Below are 16,221 nucleotides of genomic sequence, written 5' to 3'. Positions count from 1 at the left end.
TTTGGCGACCGTTGCTAGCGGTCTCCTGTCCGGCTGCGCGGCGGACGCAACGAAGGCCGCCGACCAATGTGTCGGTCCACCAAGCTATTGCAACGTCTACTTTGGCGGATCATAGGGAGTGCGCTTCCCTTGGTCGGGAAGCGTACAGTCAGCGGCATGCGAAGCGGGAAAGAAGCGGGAAAGAAGCGGGAAAGAAGCGGGAAAGCCACTATGTGTCGGATCGACCGGCAACTTTCGTCAACCATTCGTCAGCGTGAGCTGATAGCCGTAGCGTTTTAACGTATCGATGTGTAAATCCGGATAATGCGGCGCGAGCTTGCGACGCAGACGCGATATCACAAGATTGACGCTCGAAGCAGCAACGTCATCGTGATCAGGCCACGCATAGCGGATCAGATCGGATCGTGACACAGGCAGATTCGGCTGGCGCAGCAGGCATTCGAGCAGCATGGATTCGCGGCGCGTTAGATAGAGCCGCTGTCCCCCCAGCACCAACTCCCGCGTGGCGGTATCGAATGTGGGACAAACGGGCACCTGTCCCTCCCGTTGGACCGCATCAGGGCTAACGCGCCGCAATGCATGCATGCGTTCATGCAATTCAATGAAAGACAGCGGGTGGCAGAAGCAGGCGTCAGCACCGGCTCGCAGTACCTGCGTCCTTTCCTTTGCGTGAGCCGCACCGAGCGTCACGATAATCGGTGCACCGCGGCTTTCGCTCGCGAGTTTGGGTAGGGCAGCTAGCAGGCTGGCATACGGCGGGACGTCTGTCGACATGACAATCACTGCGTCAAAGAGCTCTTGCCCAGCCAGGAAGATCGCATCCTTCAAATCATCGACCTGCTCGAGGCTGTGCGCGCTCTCGATCAGGGCTTTGTGAAGCCAGGCGGCTTCCGGTTGTGTACCGGTAACTAGTAGGACACGCATGAACTGTCGAGTGCGAGGGGTTGATTGAGAAAATCGGTCATGTCAATGTTTTGGTCCAGCACTGAATCGTCACGCGCGTGCCCGGGTTCGCATCGCTGATGCGCATGCTGTAGTCATGCACGTTCACGACTGCCGAGACGATGCTCAGCCCGAGACCGGAACCCGGCAGATGTCGCGTCCGGTCGCTGCGATAAAAGCGCTGCAGGACCGCGTTGCGTTCATCCGCCGGAATGCCAGGACCACTGTCGATGACATCGATCTGCGGGCCACGCGACGTCCGAATGAGTTCGAGCCTGACGGTGCCCCCATCCGGCGTGAACTTGATCGCGTTGTCAAGCAGATTACTGAGAGCTTCAAAAATCAACGCGCGGTCCGCATGCGTCGTTCCGACGTTCGCAATGTGTGTGACGACGCCGATCGACCGGCTCTCGGCCAGCGGTTCAAAGAGTTCGCCGACTTCCGTCAAAAGCGAGGCCAGTTGCATTTCCTCGAAACCGCCGCGGCGTTGCAAGCTTCCGATTTCGGAGATACGCAGCATCGCACGGAAGCGCTCCAGCAGCGCATCCGTGTCGCGCCGTGCGTCATTGACTAGCTTGTTCAGCTCGGCGTCTGGTAGTCCGGCTATTCGCTCGTCAATGTGCACCAGCGACGTGCGTATATGGCTAAGAGGCGTTCTGAGATCGTGAGCGATTCCGTCGCAGGTTCCTTTCACCTCGTTCATCAGCCTTTCGACTTCGGCGAGCATGTGGTTGACCAGTTGAGCAAGCATATCGATTTCATCGCGTCCCCCAGTCGGCAGACGTTGTCCGAGATCGCCGCGTTGCGCAATACGTTGGGTCACGCGGCGGATCGCTTTCAGGCGCCGAACCTGTCTGACGCTCAGTGCTAGTCCGGCAATGACGCCCGCGCTGAGACAAAAAAGACCACCGCCAATCAGCGCAATGATCATGGTTTGCCGTATGCGCAAGACATGGGTAAGATCTCTCGCGATCACCAGCGTGTCACCGTTCGCACGCTGGGCGGCCATGACGCGAACCATAGGGGCCGCTTCGTTGCCTCCGAGTACGAGTTTGCCTCCGAGCGTCATACCCACGCGATTAACGGGGACACCAGGCGGGCGCACGAGTATATCGCCAGCCAGATGCCGTCCGTCGGAAGCAAACAGGCCGTAAAAGTTGGGGTGCATGCGCTCGTGTTCGGAACGCTGACGAACGGCGTCGGCGAGACTGTCGACGGGCGTGGTATCGAAATAGATCAATTGCCAGTGGAGGACTGCATCGGTTTCGCGGTCCATGACGAACGTGACCGAACGTTCCACCAGCACTAACAGCAGCATGACAGAGACAGAGAAGATCGCCGCGTAGACCGTCACAATGCGCAAGGTTGTTGAATGCCAGCGGCCGCCCAGCACCGGCTGCGAGGGGAATGCCTGGTCGCTCAAGATGCCGCTAGCCAAGTAAATATCCCGAACCGCGTACGGTCTGGATCAATGGTTGCACGCCAGGCGGATCGATTTTCTTGCGCAGACGGCCCATATGAACATCGATCAGATTAGTGCCCGGGTCGAAGTGATAGCCCCATACTGCTTCGAACAGCATCGTGCGGGTGATTGTCTGACCCGCATGGCGCATCATGTATTGGAGTACACGATATTCGGTGGGGAGCAGCACGATCTCTTTGTCGTCGCGTGTAACCGTGCGTGCGACCAGATCGAGTTCGAGGGGACCGACTCGCAAGGTTGTCTCGGATTGTGCCGGTTGCACTTGCCTGCGGCGTAGCAGCACTTCTATGCGTGCTGCCATCTCGTCGGCATCGAAGGGTTTCGTGAGATAGTCGTCGCCGCCGGCGCGCAAGCCGCGAATGCGTTCGTCGACGTCGCCCAGCGCGCTCAGCATGAGCACAGGCGTCTGAATGCCGATGCCGCGCATTGTCTTGAGTATCGTCAATCCGTCGGCGCCGGGTAGCATGCGGTCGAGGGTGATGACGTCGTACTCATCGCTGAACGCGCGCGCCATTCCCTCGCGGCCGTCCGCAACCCAATCGACGGTGAAGCCACGATCATTTAGCTCTCGCACGATTTCGCGCGCCGTCATCTCGTCATCTTCTATGGTCAACACTTTTGACATCGTTTTTCCTCGGTTCGCGTCCAACGGAGCAGCGCGAGATGCGCTAATTCGGCATGCAGTGCTCCTGGTCGAGGGCCACCAGATGCTCGGTTATCGCTTCGCGCAGTTGTGCGAGGCTGTGCGTCGGTAATGCGAACCCGGTCCATCCCAACCCGCTATGCCGAAGGAGCAGTACCGCGCCGTCATACAGCGGGTGCTTTTCGGTATGCCAGCATGGGTCCATTTCCAGTACAAACTGCTGCTGTGGGGACGGTTGCAGGGGAATATCGGGGCGCATTCCCGCACGCAGGTAGCTCAGACGGTGAATCACTCCATCGATGTCTTCTGCGTCTAGAAGCACCGCTGCATTTTCAATACCCATGCGTATCGCGGGTTTTCCGTGTTCGTTGACGACTTCGAGACTCATAGCTTGCGGCATTGCGTGCTCCCAGGATAGGTTGTACTCGCCCATTATTGCGCGCGGAAAACCCCGGCTGTCTGAAAGAGCGCGATGCTTCGATGAACATTTCTTTAAACACGAGACTATCCTAAGAATTCCCGCGTGGAAGAGGCATGTTGCAGCTTAGTCCTGGTCGCATTTCAGGGCTTTCGCCCGCACATTAAAAAATTTTAATGGTGGCGTCGGCTCAAGCCGGCGGCTCGACATGCCCGTATTTCAGCATGTAGCCGGCGCTGACAACGGCATGGATCAGTGCCACCGCAAAGCCTTTATCGACCTTCTTCAGTAGACGATTGACAGGCGTCTCGACCAGGTTCGCGCGGGGATCGAAATCGTATGTCCATGATGCATCGAGCGACATACTGCGCGTGACGACTTGCCCGGCATTGCGGGCGAGGCATTCGAGCAACATGAATTTGCGGCGCTGCAAGCGCAACTTGCGCCCGCCGCGCATTGCGGTCTCGCCTGAACTCCGATCGATGTCCATCGAGATCTTCAATGCTGCCGCTGGTTGCACTGTTCAACTGCTATGCCGGCCACCATTGCTGGCGACGCAAGGCGCTGCTCTAAAAGCGAGTGCTTTTTGCGAAGTTGAGCGCTGTACCCGATCACCGACGCACGGCCACGGCAGCTTCGACGTGCAAAGAGATTAACTAATCTTCATCGTTTGGGTAGCAAGCCGATACCGGCAGCAGACTACGCTGGTCAGCAGCCTGTTTACACGTTTAGTACCCAAGCGGTCGGCTATCCGGCTTGCCCGGCAAATCAGTATGAACGTCGTGATATCGCATTCGCGCCTATTCACTACGTCTTTGGTCGTGCCCAAACGACGATAGCCAACACCTGCAAAACGCCAACAAAACGGGAGATCGTAATTCCTTGGAGACAATCCATGCAGTCCAGCTCAACTGACTCCCACCGCCGACAGTCGCCGATTATCGCCATCTTTCGCGTGACAGCCGGTAATTTTCTTGAGCAGTTCGATTTTTTTCTCTTCGGCTTTTACGCTACGCAGATCGCCGCCGCCTTCTTTCCTCTGCATAGCGAGTTTGCTTCGTTAATCTCCACCTTTGCGGTATTCGGTGCCGGGTTTCTGATGCGCCCGCTTGGCGCGGTATTTCTCGGCGCCTACATCGACGACGTCGGTCGGCGCAAGGGCCTTATCATGACGCTTGGCCTCATGGCCAGCGGTACCGTACTGATAACGTTCGTGCCTCGGTACTCGACAATCGGGCTCCTGGCACCGGCTCTCGTGCTGATTGGCCGCTTGCTCCAAGGCTTTGCGGCGGGCGCCGAGCTCGGCGGGGTTTCTGTTTATCTTGCGGAATTGGCGTCGCCAGGAAAGAAAGGTTTCTATACCAGTTGGCAGTCAGCCAGCCAGCAATTGTCGATCGTTGTTGCAGCGAGTCTCGGGTTTGCCCTAAACCGACTGATGGATGCGGCGGCAGTCGCAGCATGGGGATGGCGTATCCCATTCTTCGTCGGTTGCCTGGTTGTGCCGTTCGTGTTCATGCTCCGATACAAGCTCGAGGAAACAGAGGAATTCAAGAGGCGCGAGACTCGACCAGCGATGCACGATGTGATCCGCACCTTGGCCGCCAACTGGAAGGTCGTGGTAGCTGGAGCCATGCAGGTAGCCATGACCACCACCAGCTTCTACCTCATTACTGTCTATGCACCGACATTCGGCAGGACTGCCTTGCGCTTGGGCACGGCGGACAGCCTGCTCGTGACCGTCTATGTCGGCCTGTCGAACTTTATCTGGCTGCCGATTAGCGGTGCCTTGTCGGACCGGGTAGGGCGCCGACCGCTGCTGCTGTCGACAACTGTGCTTGCGCTCGCCACCGCGTACCCCGCACTTTCGTTTCTGGCCGACGCGCCGACATTCGGCAGAATGCTAGCAGTGCTGCTTTGGCTTTCGTTCCTCTACAGTATGTACAACGGTGCAATGGTCGTGTCCCTTGAGGAAGTGATGCCACCGGAGGTGCGCGTTGCGGGGTTTTCGCTTGCTTATAGTGCTGCGACTGCGCTATTCGGCGGCTTCACGCCGGCAATCTCCACAGCATTGATCCACGCAACGCACGACAATGCGACACCTGCCTGGTGGTTGAGCTTTGCTGCGGCATGCGCATTCTTCGGTACCTTGGCTTTATGTCGGCATAAGCCGGCGTCTGTGAATCCGTCTTCAGCACGCGAATCTCGGTCTGTTCCGCGACCTTAGTCAGCACGGGCGCTTATCCTTCCGACCGCCAATCCGAATCAGCGCATGTCGAATAGCTCCTGATGGAAGTCTTCGTGCGCTAATCCACGTGCAACCAGACCGTGCCGCAAGTTCTGGCCAAAACTCGCTGGCCCGCAGAACCAGACATCGGAGGACATCCAGTCGGGCACGATCTCACAGACGCGCTGCCCGGTCAGGCGGTCGTCCTTGCCGCTAATCAGCACGTGAAGGCGCACGTTGGCGGCCATTGCCAGTTGACTCACCTCGCGGACAAACTCGTCGTCCATTGCGTTAGTGCTATAGAACAGGTCCACTGCGCGTTTATCGGAATGACGCTCTCGCGCTTGCATTCGCGCGAGAAATGGGGTTATCCCAATTCCGCCGGCGATCCAGATCTGTCTTGGTTTGTCGCTGCGAAAGTCGAAGCGGCCATAGGGCCCTTCAACGCTGACGCGGTCGCCAGTCTTCAGAACGGCCGGCAATTGCATGGTGTAATCGCCAATGCGCTTGATATGAAAGCGCACTTTGCCGTCGTCGTGCCAGGCCGAGGAGATTGTGAACGGATGCGCACCCTCGTGCGCGTCGAACGTGACGAAGGCAAATTGTCCGGCGGCATGACCCAACCAGCGGTCCTTGAGTTTGATGACGATGCTGAGTACCCGCATCTCCCGGTAATGCACAAGGTCCTCGATATGCCCGGCTGCTTGTCGCGTTCGTCCGATACGGCGCAGCAGCGAGACGGACGTGGCCATCATGGCCAGAAAAATCAGCAGTGTTATGACTGGTCCAATCGCTGTGGTCCAGTAGCCGTGCTTCATGAGTACCACCGCATGGAACGCCAATAGCGGGTACGCAACTGCCAGCAGCCGATGTGTCTTGAAGAAATGTCGGTAGGGAAAGGCTTTCAGCAATGCAACGACGATGATTGCAACCGTTGCATAGAATGTCCATTCGCCAATCCCTTTGGCGAGCCCATGCTGCGCGTCTAGAATCTGGACAAAGGCTGACGGCGCGACCGATGGTGACAAGCTGCGCTCGCGCAACGGCCTTTGCATCCACCCCAGGCCGATTAGCCAGCTTGGAGACTTTGCACACAGCCAGTGAAGTGTGGAAAGCACCAGTGCGCTGATACCGAGCCATTTGTGCAGTCGGTACATCTTGTCCAGCCCGCCGAGAAAGCGCTCCATGCTGGTCGGCCGGACTGCTATAACGATGCCCGAGCTCATGCAGCCGATCGCGAGAATGCCGGTCAAGTTGATCATTGACAGTTGCAAGGCGCGGAATCCATGCGACCCGGGCAATGAAGTTTCAGCAATTAGCCAGAGCAGGGCCAGCCCTGTCAGCAAAAGCAGATAGGTTAATCTGATGTTTTTCATGATGTGGATGCGCCGCAGTGTGACTCCGGTGCGCAGTCGTCGAGCCGCGCTGGAGCTGAGAACACGGTTGAAACGGCCTGTCGTTAGTTGACAGCAGCCGAGAGCCTTCGTCCGGCTATGTCGACGGTGTTTCGGGGTGCCGAGCTTACTGCTGGACGGTGACCGGATCAGACTGACGCAATTGATCAATAGCCGGGGGGGGCGGGCGATTGGATGTCTGCGATGTTGAGAGTCGGCAGATCCGGAAAGAAGCTTCCGACCCGTCGCCGTTTCGTGCCTGCGCCCGGTCACCATTCTTCGTGAGTTGAAGAAAGTTTGCGGACGAGCCAATGTAACCCGTACAGCGTAAAAACTCGGCTGCCGGAACATGAAGTTATTTTTATGCAGTTGTCAGTGCAATCGCTCACCGCGCGTTGCCTGGGCAGCGTCGCGGCGAGACGCGGACTTGCGAGATGAACTAGCTTGCCTTGCTGAGGGTGCTAGAGTCAACATGGGCGAACGACTTGCCGTACACATGTAATTGCGTTTTTTGCGCGTATTTCAATGTATCTCCCGTCATGTCGAACGTGATCGAGAAAACACTTGTCGCGTCGTTCTTCAGCATGTACTGAGATTCAGCTACCCCGTGAGATTTTGACGTTAGAGTCATCTTATCGCCGGCTTTTCCTTCCGCCACAACGCAGACCGCCCGGGGAATACAAAATGAGTCATAGACAGTCTGGTTCTTCTTGTCGTAAATCAGATAGCCGCGTTGGTCATGGAACTGTTTGTTGTCCCTTTTTCGGAACACCTGCAGCGTGTAAGCCATTGCCACCAGGTATTGATCGCTGGCATTCGTTGCATCCGCTGCGGGTTCAAAGGTCAACTGTTCGTAATAGGGTTCCACTGCGGGATTGCCTGTGCCTACTTTGGAACCCACTTGACCGGGCGCCACATCGACGCCGCCGGCAGCAACGGTTCTCCAGGTTCCGGCCAGTTTGGCTAATGGACCGAAGTCCATTCCTTTAAGGACGGTTCCCTGCGCGTATGCGGTGGACATCGTTGACAGGGCGATTGCAAAACAAACGACGTATTTATTCACGATTTGCGTTCCGTTATTCAAAAAAAGTTTTCTTGTCTGACGGCTATTTGACAAGAGAAGCCCAAAAATAGGAGAGCGTCGAACGTGCGCTAGCCGGCCGTTTTACACTACGCTCATCCCACGATGTCCGTAGTATGCCGTGCGAAGCTTTACAGGCGTTTCGCGTCAACGTGAAAAAATTGTTATGTAAGCCCCTCAATGTAAGCCCCCAGCGCATGCGAATCCTGCTGATCGAAGACGATATGCGCGCCAGCCAGTTCCTGGCGCGTGGCCTGAGCGAGAGCGGTCTGATTGTTGACTCGGTGGCCGACGGCGCGACCGGTCTCGCCTATGCGCGGGAGGGCATCTGGCAGAGGGTTTTTTGGTTAGCGATTGCGGCTACAGACGTACAAGCGGCGTTGTCACGTTACCGTGGCGGTCGCGTAAGATGTCGCGATGAAAAAGACGAACTCGCTCTATCACGGTCACCGCTTTCCCGCCGCAGTCATCAGTTGCGCGGTGCGTTGGTATTTCCGCTTCCAACTGAGCCTGCGCGATATCGAGGAATTGCTGTTCGAACGCGGCGTGGTGGTGAGCTACGAGACGATCCGCCGATGGTGCGACAAGTTCGGCGTGGGCTTCGCGCATCGCGTCAAGGTTGCGCGCCGCAAACCGGGCAGCACCTGGCATCTCGATGAGATGTTCGTGACGCTGCGCGGTGAGCCATACCTGCTGTGGCGGGCCGTCGATGAGCATGGTGCCGAACTCGAGATCCTGTTGCAGAAGCGGCGTGACAAGGCTGCAGCCAAACGTTTCTTCAACCGCATACTTCGCTCATGCCCTGTGCCGCGCAAGATCGTGACCGACCAGTTGCGCAGCTACCCGGCCGCAAAGACCGACATTCCCGAATTGGCGAACGTCAAACACGTGTTCGTTAAAGCCGCGGCGCGCGTGAACAATCGAGTGGAGAACAGCCACCAACCTACCCGCGAACGCGAGCGTCGCATGCGGGGATTTCGCGACTGCAAACGCACGCAGGCATTCCTCTCGTGTCTCGGTCCGATACGGCAGCATTTCGCGCTCAAGCGGCATCTGCTGCGTGCTTCGCTCTATCGCAAACACCTCGCGGCTCGATTCGCTGCGTGGCACGAATTCACCGACCTCACCCAGAATCCGTCGAATGCTTGCTGAGCAATGATGACCTCTGCCACCATTTCGTCTCGCTACCGGCAAGTTGACAAAGCCCTCATCGCTGGAATATCGCTTGCTACAGGGTCCTTCGCGCACACGGTGTTTGCGACGGGCGTCCTGCCGCAAGGCAGGCCGCTATGTGGCCAGCGCGGGAATCATAGCAAGCCAGGCTACGTTGTTCAAGGAACCAATCGGGCAGGGCTGACGGAATGGAACGCGCCATAACGGCAGGTTGCAATCGCTTCAGCGTCGGACTGTGAAGCGGCCTGTGCGAAGGCAACCGACCACCGGCCGCAGACATCGCGATAACGGATCGAATAGATAAACATGGCAATCTCCTGTGGCATCCACGTTCAACGGGGCTGTGGCGCCCTTCGGCTGGTCGGCCAGACGATAGGCGGTCGAACGATTTGGTCAGCGTTCTTCTTATGTACCGCGTAGAAGACGCTGGTCGCTACCGCCGACATCGGATCGTCTCGACGCAGCTGGATCAGATCTCTTGCGTTCCTGCTCATCGTGACCTCACTGCATACAGATGCGACCAAGCTAAGGTCAAAAGTCCGGCGATACAGTGCTTATCCAGCCAGGGGACGAACGTGTACTCGTCTTACGCGCTGCTACGGAATAAGTCCAGTTACGCGAAACGTCCAAATTAAAACGCACTGGACTGTCATCGGAGCCGGCCGGCATCCCCGATCCAAAACCGGCTCCTGGACGTACTTATTGCGACGCTGCGACCGCCTGTTTGATCGTGGCGTAAATCGGCTTCTGCGAAGCGTTGCTGGTCAGAATGCCGTAATCGCCGGTCGGATCATCGTACAGTTCGTACCAGTTAAAGCCGATCACGTTGTACGTGGCTTTTGCCGCGACGAGTTCAGGGATCGTCTTGTTGATGTACGTCTGCGCCTGAGCGGTAGTGAAGTCGGTGTTGACGCCGATCTCCGTGAACATGATCGGGAGATTGTATGCATCGTGCAAGGACTTCAGAACGTTGTAGTTCGTGCCCGTCACGCCCCACGTGTTCTCAGGATCACCACCGTCAGAGTACCAATGCAACTGAATGATGTCGGTCTTCACCACCGGGTGTCCGGTCGTGCCGTCCGGCTGGACGCCGGTCAGCATGCCTTTGTACCAGCCCAGATGGAGGAAGCCCACAGACGCGGTGGCGATAATTTTTGTCGAGCCTGCAGTGTCAACCGAACGCCAGCCGTCGTACGAGCCACGCAGCGCGCCGCGCCAGATTGGCCACGTGTTGTTGTCGTAGTCGGAGACATTGGCGCCGTCATTGGCCACCGGTGTATCGCCATCGTTGTCGTACTCGTTGCCGAATTCCACCACCGGTACGCCTTTGAGCTTGGTCGCAGCATAAGCCGCCATCGAGTAGGCATATGCGTAAGCGCTCGCCTCTGTCGGCGTCTTGCCGTTGAGCGACGGATCATCCCATGGATAGGCATCGATCATCGGCATGATCGTGATCTTCGAGCCCATGCCTGGAATGACTGTATTGGCCACGGCATCAATCTGATCGTAGCTGTGAATGTCCTGCCGGTTCGCCGTCAGACCCAGGTCGGACAGTGTTGCAGCTTGAGTCGCGAGCGGGATCGACGTGTAGATGCCGCCGTAGTTGTAATGCTCATTGATGCCGAAGAACGGGATCGCAGCCGTGCTGGCAGCGGGGCGCGGATCGGCAGACTGCACCCAATTGTTGTTCTGCCAGACCCACCAGTTGTTGCCGGTGTTTTGCGCATACATTTTTCCGGCATACCAGAGCAGCAGCTTGACGTTTGCCGTCGACCCAACTGTCTGGCCCGCCCGATAGACCACGCCCTTCTTCACCGACCAGACTGCACCCGATGAATCGTTGAGCGAGGCGGAAGGCGGAATCGCGGCGCCACTGACCGACGCCGGGTTCATGGCGACATTGACCACCGCCACCGGGTCGGAGGCAGCGTTGGCAACACTCGCTGCATCACTTCCGCCGCCGCAGGCAGCAAAAATTGGTAGTACTAAATAGGTTGAATGATTACGTAAGATTTGAAGTTTCATGAGAGCCACAATTGAATGTGTAACGCACCGTCGACGAGTTGGTCACCCGGACCGGACTTTTTGTTACCGGACGCCGCTTTTCACTTCGTCGGCGTCGTCGCTGTTTTCACCGCTTTCCTCATCAATCCATCGCCGCGCCCATTCGAGCGCATATTGCTGTGCTGTCTCGCAGCGTTGGAAGCTCGGACCGATTAGCCCCGAACGGGCGACTCGCCGTTCGTCCCGTACGATCTCGGCCCATCCGCGGAACTGGGCGTTTGCCAGCCGATCGGCGGCAACGTAGATGACATAGCCGTGCGGGTCGGATCCGGTTTGGCCTTTCGACGCGAGGCCCATCAACGGCGAGGCAGTCCGATGAATTTGATGGGGTGTCACCCGGGTGCGGAATTCGACGCACTCAGGTATGGCATGCGCAGAATTTCGGGGTTGCAGCGCGATTTTCCTGGACTGCCATGCGTCACGCGGTGTCTGCCAGGATGCCTGGTCTCTCCAGATCACCTGGCGTAAATCTTCAGACCGAGTCTGACGGTCACTGGTGCGCGAGGGGACATGGCGGTGTTCCAGCAACAGTTGCGGGCCACAACGAAAGTTGCGTCCGGTGTTCGAAAGAAGCCGGCACATCTCCGCAAGGGCGCCGCTGGAACGCCACGTCTCGAAGCGGTGCCGGCACGTCGGCGCCGACGGATAGTGGTTCGGGAGCATAGACCAGGATTCGCCGGTCGTCAGTACCCACAGCACGGCATTGGCCACGACGCGAACCTGCGCGCGCGGCCGGCCACGCTGCCGTTGAGGAATGGGGGTGTCCGCCAGGACGGGCGCGATCAGCAGCCACTCTTCGTCACTGATTTCGTTGAAATGCACGCTGTCCTCCACATACCCATTGCATTGCGCGGGCCCGGGTATCTCCGCTCGCGCTACCAGCCGCTCATCACCCACGTTGACGGGGACGACGGAGCAAGCAGTTCCTCGACACAATCCGATAGCTCGCAGACTTCCTGAAACGAGGCATCGTTGGAATTGTGCACATGTTGCCGTCTGAGGTCGCGTAGTGCGGTTCCAAGACGCCCGAGAGTCTCGGGATCGCTGTTCATCAGCGGCCAAGCTCTTAATAGATACGTCAGCGGCACGACGCTTCTCGTTTTGCACCACAAATTGAAGAGGTGTAAGCACATTGCGTTGATATGCTCGATCGAATTTTCTCTCTCAGACAGATGGGGAACCATGGCAACGCTCAGATAAAGGACGAACGACGTGCATTCATCGTATGCGACCAGTTTTCGTGTTGCTGTCAGGAGATGAAGAAAATAAGCGGGAGCCGTGCTGAATTTCCGGTAAGGGAATCCTTATGGGGGTAGTCGCACTCTTCGTAGTATTGTCGACTTGTTGAAGGGCGCGCAGGCGAAAGCGCTTAACATAAGGGTCATAATTTATGCGGCAGTGCGATCAAGGGCGTTGTCACGTTACCGTGGCGGTCGCGTAAGATGTCGCGATGAAAAAGACGAACTTGCTCTATCACGGTCACCGCTTTCCCGCCGCAGTCATCAGCTGCGCGGTGCGTTGGTATTTCCGCTTCCAACTGAGCCTGCGCGATATCGAGGAATTGCTGTTCGAACGCGGCGTGGTGGTGAGCTACGAGACGATCCGCCGATGGTGCGACAAGTTCGGCGTGGGCTTCGCGCATCGCGTCAAGGTTGCGCGCCGCAAACCGGGCAGCACCTGGCATCTCGATGAGATGTTCGTGACGCTGCGCGGTGAGCCATACCTGCTGTGGCGGGCCGTCGATGAGCATGGTGCCGAACTCGAGATCCTGTTGCAGAAGCGGCGTGACAAGGCTGCAGCCAAACGTTTCTTCAACCGCATACTTCGCTCATGCCCTGTGCCGCGCAAGATCGTGACCGACCAGTTGCGCAGCTACCCGGCCGCAAAGACCGACATTCCCGAATTGACGAACGTCAAACACGTGTTCGTTAAAGCCGCGGCGCGCGTGAACAATCGAGTGGAGAACACCCACCAACCTACCCGCGAACGCGAGCGTCGCATGCGGGGATTTCGCGACTGCAAGCGCACGCAGGCATTCCTCTCGTCTTTCGGTCCGATACGGCAGCATTTCGCGCTCAAGCGGCATCTGCTGCGTGCTTCGCTCTATCGCAAACACCTCGCGGCCCGATTCGCTGCGTGGCACGAATTCATCGACCTCACCCAGAATCCGTCGAATGCTTGCTGAGCAATGATGACCTCTGCCACCATTTCGTCTCGCTACCGGCAAGTTGACAAAGCCATGAAAACGAGTGGACCCCTGCTAGCAGCATTGAAGCGCCAATTGCCTTGCGTTCAATTGTCCGGGTGGGCGGACGCGAAAGCAGTGAACGCACTGTAAGGCTGGCTGATTGGCGAGCCGTTGTTCACGATGCCGTAGGTGTTGTCGCCACTGTCGAGCACGTAATACATCACCGACTGGATGTTATGCGATTTGCGCGCCGCATAGAACTCGCTCAGTTGCGACGTGATGTAGCTCGCGCGGGAGGTCTCGGTCTCCGAAGGACCCGTGTTCCATTCAGTGATCATGAACGGCACGCCATAGCGGGCCTTGCAATACGTTGGCAGGTCGAACGTCGGACCCTTACCGTCGCTACCAATGGCGAAGATGTCGCCGTAGGCGGCGTAGTTGTGCCACGTGGTAATGTCCCAGCGCAACGGCTGATGGCCGCTGGTGCCGTCGGGTTGCATGCCTTCCCACAGCGCGTCCGCCGCCCCAATGTCCGCCACGCAGAAATTGATACCGCATTTGGCCGATGGCTGAACCGACTTGACGCCGTCCATCATGCCGCGCATCGCACCGCGCATGATCGGCCAGTTGGTGTTGTTGAAGTCCACGGCCAACGCACCTGCGTACGAGAAATCGATGACAGTGGCGTTCTGGCGCGTTAGTTCGTTGCCGCATTCGTACATCGTCACGCCATACGGCGCCAATGCTGCGGCAATCTTCTTCGCACCCGCCATGTTGTCTTGATAGGCTGCGACTTCGTTCGGGTAGAGCTGGCCGCTGGCATTTGTAACGCCCTGATTAATCAGAACGAGCAGCTTGAGGCCAGCACTCTGGAAAGCCTGCGCGATCTTGACCACAGCGTTGATCTGATTCTGATCTCTCGTGCACCCCACGCGATACGACGTGCAGCCCATGCCCTTGAGGAGCGATACGAGCTGAGTTGGTGTGTAGGTGTAATCATAGTGTCCGTTGACACCGTAGAACATGCCAGCAGCAGGCGCCGCTGCGATGCGCGGGTCGGATGCGGGCAGCCATTGCGCTGCCACGCTGCGCACGTCCACGTTCACATAGAACTGGCCGCCCGTGCCGCGAAGCCAGACTTTGCCGCCGTACCAGAGGACTAAGGACACGTTATACGTGTTGCCCACAGTCGCGCCGTTGCGGTAAACCACGCCATTCACGAGCGTCCAGACCGTGTTCAGCCTGTCGATAATGTAGGGCGAAGCGGGCAGCGTGGTACCTTCCGCCGATGTGCCTCCCATACGCGGGTCGAGGCACGCTATCCACCCCGAACCGTTCCACGAATAGAACTGGCCGCCGCTGCCCTTGCAATAAACGGTGGTGCCGTAATAAATGATGAGTGTTACGTTGGAGGTATTCCCGGCTTTCGCGCCGTTTCTGTATACCGCGCCACCCGATAGCGTCCAGACAGCGCCGGCGCTGTCGGTGATCGAGCTTGCCGAAGGGATGGTGGTACCGCTTGCGGAAGCGGCGGCATGTGCTTTGGCGTCGGCAACGGCCGATCCAGTGCTGTTGCCGCTATCGTCCCCGCCACCGCCGCCGCACGCGCTCAACAGGTAGCTTCCTCCAATAGCCGCAAGGCCGCTGATGAATTGACGTCGTTTTTTTAGCATGGCAAATAATTCCACTGTCGAGAAAATTCTCGATAAAGAAACCCCAAAAATCTATTTATGGCGCTTCGAGTAAGTAGATACGCGCGCCAATCCGGCCGCGGGCTAATTAGTAGTGCTGATAAACGAGCAATTATTTTTGCTTCGTCTACATACCGCAGTGCTGTAAATCACATGAAATAATCGTGTGGTAAAGCAAATTCTTTTTGACAGGCATACATCCCCGGACTAATGGAGCACTCGTTTGTGCGCCATTATTTTGTTTATCACCCACAAAAAGAAGATGATCGGAGGACCGCTGAACTTCGCGCGTCGCAGGCACAGTAAACGTTTCACCGCATGCCCGAGCAACCCGTTTGATTCGGTAACTTCTGCAAGGATTCGTTGCTGCTGCTGTCTTCCAGCCCCACTCCGCATCCGCCAATAAGATGGCTTCCACCCAGAGGCCTTAGACGATCCACAGGTGGATGTCTTTTTTTCACCGAGAATAGTGCTGTCGAGAAATCCCACAATAAAAGCCCAAATGTCAGTTCTATGGCGCTGTTAATAATTAAAGCCGCAGACGCGGGGACGAATCGACTAGGACTCCTCAGCAGCGTGTTTCGGCCCATCCTGCACGGCGTTGATACGTGCACTGCAAATCCAGCATCATGCGACGCCAAGGTCTATGAATCTGCCCGGTCAGGCTTGCTACTCCATGAACCAAGCCATGTTTCAACGCCGCTTGCGGAGACCGCCGCAAACGTTTCACCGAAGAAACGTACACGTCAGCGGCACGACGCTTCTCGTTTTGCACCACAAATTGAAGAGGTGTAAGCACGTTGCGTTGATATGCTCGATCGAATTTTCTCTCTCAGACAGATGGGGAACCATGGCAACGCTCAGATAAAGGACGAACGACGTGCATTCATCGTATGCGACCAGTTTTCGTGTTGCTGTCA

The 16,221-nt window shown here is 57.4% G+C and carries 14 protein-coding genes; 3 read left to right on the top strand and 11 right to left on the bottom strand.

Going from position 1 to position 16,221, the window contains the following annotated elements:
- Window positions 1-237: 237 nt before the first annotated feature.
- The 5 genes from B0G69_RS27205 to B0G69_RS27185 all read right to left on the bottom strand — a co-directional run bounded on the left by B0G69_RS27205 (window position 238) and on the right by B0G69_RS27185 (window position 3,976).
- Window positions 238-924, bottom strand: a complete 687-nt coding sequence (locus B0G69_RS27205) for a response regulator transcription factor (protein ID WP_121322706.1) — start codon at window positions 922-924, stop codon at window positions 238-240.
- Between the two features lie 37 nt (window positions 925-961).
- Window positions 962-2,365: a HAMP domain-containing sensor histidine kinase gene (locus B0G69_RS27200; RefSeq protein ID WP_121323917.1), complete on the bottom strand. Its 1,404-nt coding sequence runs from the start codon at window positions 2,363-2,365 to the stop codon at window positions 962-964.
- A gap of 7 nt (window positions 2,366-2,372) precedes the next feature.
- Window positions 2,373-3,050 carry a response regulator transcription factor gene (locus B0G69_RS27195; protein ID WP_121322704.1) on the bottom strand — a complete coding sequence of 226 codons (678 nt, stop codon included), beginning with the start codon at window positions 3,048-3,050 and terminating at the stop codon, window positions 2,373-2,375.
- 43 nt (window positions 3,051-3,093) lie between these two features.
- Entirely contained in the window at window positions 3,094-3,468 is a 375-nt protein-coding gene (locus B0G69_RS27190) for a hypothetical protein (RefSeq protein ID WP_121323916.1), read from the bottom strand.
- Window positions 3,469-3,676: 208 nt separating this feature from the next.
- Entirely contained in the window at window positions 3,677-3,976 is a 300-nt protein-coding gene (locus tag B0G69_RS27185) for a winged helix-turn-helix domain-containing protein (protein ID WP_121322702.1), read from the bottom strand.
- Window positions 3,977-4,381: 405 nt separating this feature from the next.
- Here B0G69_RS27185 and B0G69_RS27180 point away from each other — a divergent pair, with 405 nt between their 5' ends.
- A complete protein-coding gene (locus B0G69_RS27180) occupies window positions 4,382-5,710 on the top strand; it encodes an MFS transporter (RefSeq protein WP_121322700.1) in 1,329 nt (442 codons plus the stop codon).
- A 38-nt stretch (window positions 5,711-5,748) separates the two neighbouring features.
- On the opposite strand, the gene B0G69_RS27175 is transcribed toward B0G69_RS27180, so the two are convergent.
- Together B0G69_RS27175 and B0G69_RS27170 are read right to left on the bottom strand one after the other, a co-directional pair.
- Window positions 5,749-7,086, bottom strand: a complete 1,338-nt coding sequence (locus B0G69_RS27175) for a ferric reductase-like transmembrane domain-containing protein (RefSeq protein WP_121322698.1) — start codon at window positions 7,084-7,086, stop codon at window positions 5,749-5,751.
- 457 nt (window positions 7,087-7,543) lie between these two features.
- Window positions 7,544-8,167 carry a heme-binding beta-barrel domain-containing protein gene (locus B0G69_RS27170; RefSeq protein ID WP_121322696.1) on the bottom strand — a complete coding sequence of 208 codons (624 nt, stop codon included), beginning with the start codon at window positions 8,165-8,167 and terminating at the stop codon, window positions 7,544-7,546.
- Between the two features lie 435 nt (window positions 8,168-8,602).
- On the opposite strand from B0G69_RS27170, the gene B0G69_RS27160 reads away from it, so the two are divergent.
- Window positions 8,603-9,337 carry an IS6 family transposase gene (locus tag B0G69_RS27160; RefSeq protein ID WP_121322694.1) on the top strand — a complete coding sequence of 245 codons (735 nt, stop codon included), beginning with the start codon at window positions 8,603-8,605 and terminating at the stop codon, window positions 9,335-9,337.
- 179 nt (window positions 9,338-9,516) lie between these two features.
- Here B0G69_RS27160 and B0G69_RS41495 read toward each other — a convergent pair whose 3' ends face one another.
- The 3 genes from B0G69_RS41495 to B0G69_RS27150 all read right to left on the bottom strand — a co-directional run bounded on the left by B0G69_RS41495 (window position 9,517) and on the right by B0G69_RS27150 (window position 12,244).
- Window positions 9,517-9,666, bottom strand: coding sequence for a hypothetical protein (locus B0G69_RS41495; protein ID WP_175166516.1), 150 nt, complete (start codon window positions 9,664-9,666; stop codon window positions 9,517-9,519).
- A 391-nt stretch (window positions 9,667-10,057) separates the two neighbouring features.
- Window positions 10,058-11,383, bottom strand: coding sequence for a glycosyl hydrolase (locus tag B0G69_RS27155; protein ID WP_241991480.1), 1,326 nt, complete (start codon window positions 11,381-11,383; stop codon window positions 10,058-10,060).
- A 63-nt stretch (window positions 11,384-11,446) separates the two neighbouring features.
- Window positions 11,447-12,244 (bottom strand): transposase, encoded by a 798-nt coding sequence (locus B0G69_RS27150; protein ID WP_121323914.1) that lies wholly within the window; start codon window positions 12,242-12,244, stop codon window positions 11,447-11,449.
- 628 nt (window positions 12,245-12,872) lie between these two features.
- Between B0G69_RS27150 and B0G69_RS27140 the strand changes: the two genes are divergently transcribed.
- Window positions 12,873-13,607, top strand: coding sequence for an IS6 family transposase (locus B0G69_RS27140; protein ID WP_121322690.1), 735 nt, complete (start codon window positions 12,873-12,875; stop codon window positions 13,605-13,607).
- 107 nt (window positions 13,608-13,714) lie between these two features.
- Here the strand turns inward: B0G69_RS27140 and B0G69_RS27135 are convergent, their stop codons facing one another.
- Window positions 13,715-15,283 (bottom strand): hypothetical protein, encoded by a 1,569-nt coding sequence (locus B0G69_RS27135; protein ID WP_121322688.1) that lies wholly within the window; start codon window positions 15,281-15,283, stop codon window positions 13,715-13,717.
- Window positions 15,284-16,221: the final 938 nt, after the last annotated feature.

The organism is Paraburkholderia sp. RAU2J, assembly GCF_003634845.1.
GTDB classification, from domain to species: Bacteria; Pseudomonadota; Gammaproteobacteria; order Burkholderiales; family Burkholderiaceae; genus Paraburkholderia; species Paraburkholderia fynbosensis.
Note: the sequence above shows the minus strand (reverse complement) of the source record. Positions and strands in the feature narration are given on the sequence as shown.

What these genes read in the sequence shown, in the direction of transcription:
- B0G69_RS27205 (WP_121322706.1), bottom strand. Translation starts at nt 924, where the DNA reads ATGCGTGTCCTACTAGTTACCGGTACACAACCGGAAGCCGCCTGGCTT.
- B0G69_RS27195 (WP_121322704.1), bottom strand. Translation starts at nt 3,050, where the DNA reads ATGTCAAAAGTGTTGACCATAGAAGATGACGAGATGACGGCGCGCGAA.
- B0G69_RS27190 (WP_121323916.1), bottom strand. Translation starts at nt 3,468, where the DNA reads ATGCCGCAAGCTATGAGTCTCGAAGTCGTCAACGAACACGGAAAACCC.
- B0G69_RS27185 (WP_121322702.1), bottom strand. Translation starts at nt 3,976, where the DNA reads ATGGACATCGATCGGAGTTCAGGCGAGACCGCAATGCGCGGCGGGCGC.
- B0G69_RS27180 (WP_121322700.1), top strand. Translation starts at nt 4,382, where the DNA reads ATGCAGTCCAGCTCAACTGACTCCCACCGCCGACAGTCGCCGATTATC.
- B0G69_RS27175 (WP_121322698.1), bottom strand. Translation starts at nt 7,086, where the DNA reads ATGAAAAACATCAGATTAACCTATCTGCTTTTGCTGACAGGGCTGGCC.
- B0G69_RS27160 (WP_121322694.1), top strand. Translation starts at nt 8,603, where the DNA reads ATGAAAAAGACGAACTCGCTCTATCACGGTCACCGCTTTCCCGCCGCA.
- B0G69_RS41495 (WP_175166516.1), bottom strand. Translation starts at nt 9,666, where the DNA reads ATGTTTATCTATTCGATCCGTTATCGCGATGTCTGCGGCCGGTGGTCG.
- B0G69_RS27155 (WP_241991480.1), bottom strand. Translation starts at nt 11,383, where the DNA reads ATGAAACTTCAAATCTTACGTAATCATTCAACCTATTTAGTACTACCA.
- B0G69_RS27140 (WP_121322690.1), top strand. Translation starts at nt 12,873, where the DNA reads ATGAAAAAGACGAACTTGCTCTATCACGGTCACCGCTTTCCCGCCGCA.
- B0G69_RS27135 (WP_121322688.1), bottom strand. Translation starts at nt 15,283, where the DNA reads ATGCTAAAAAAACGACGTCAATTCATCAGCGGCCTTGCGGCTATTGGA.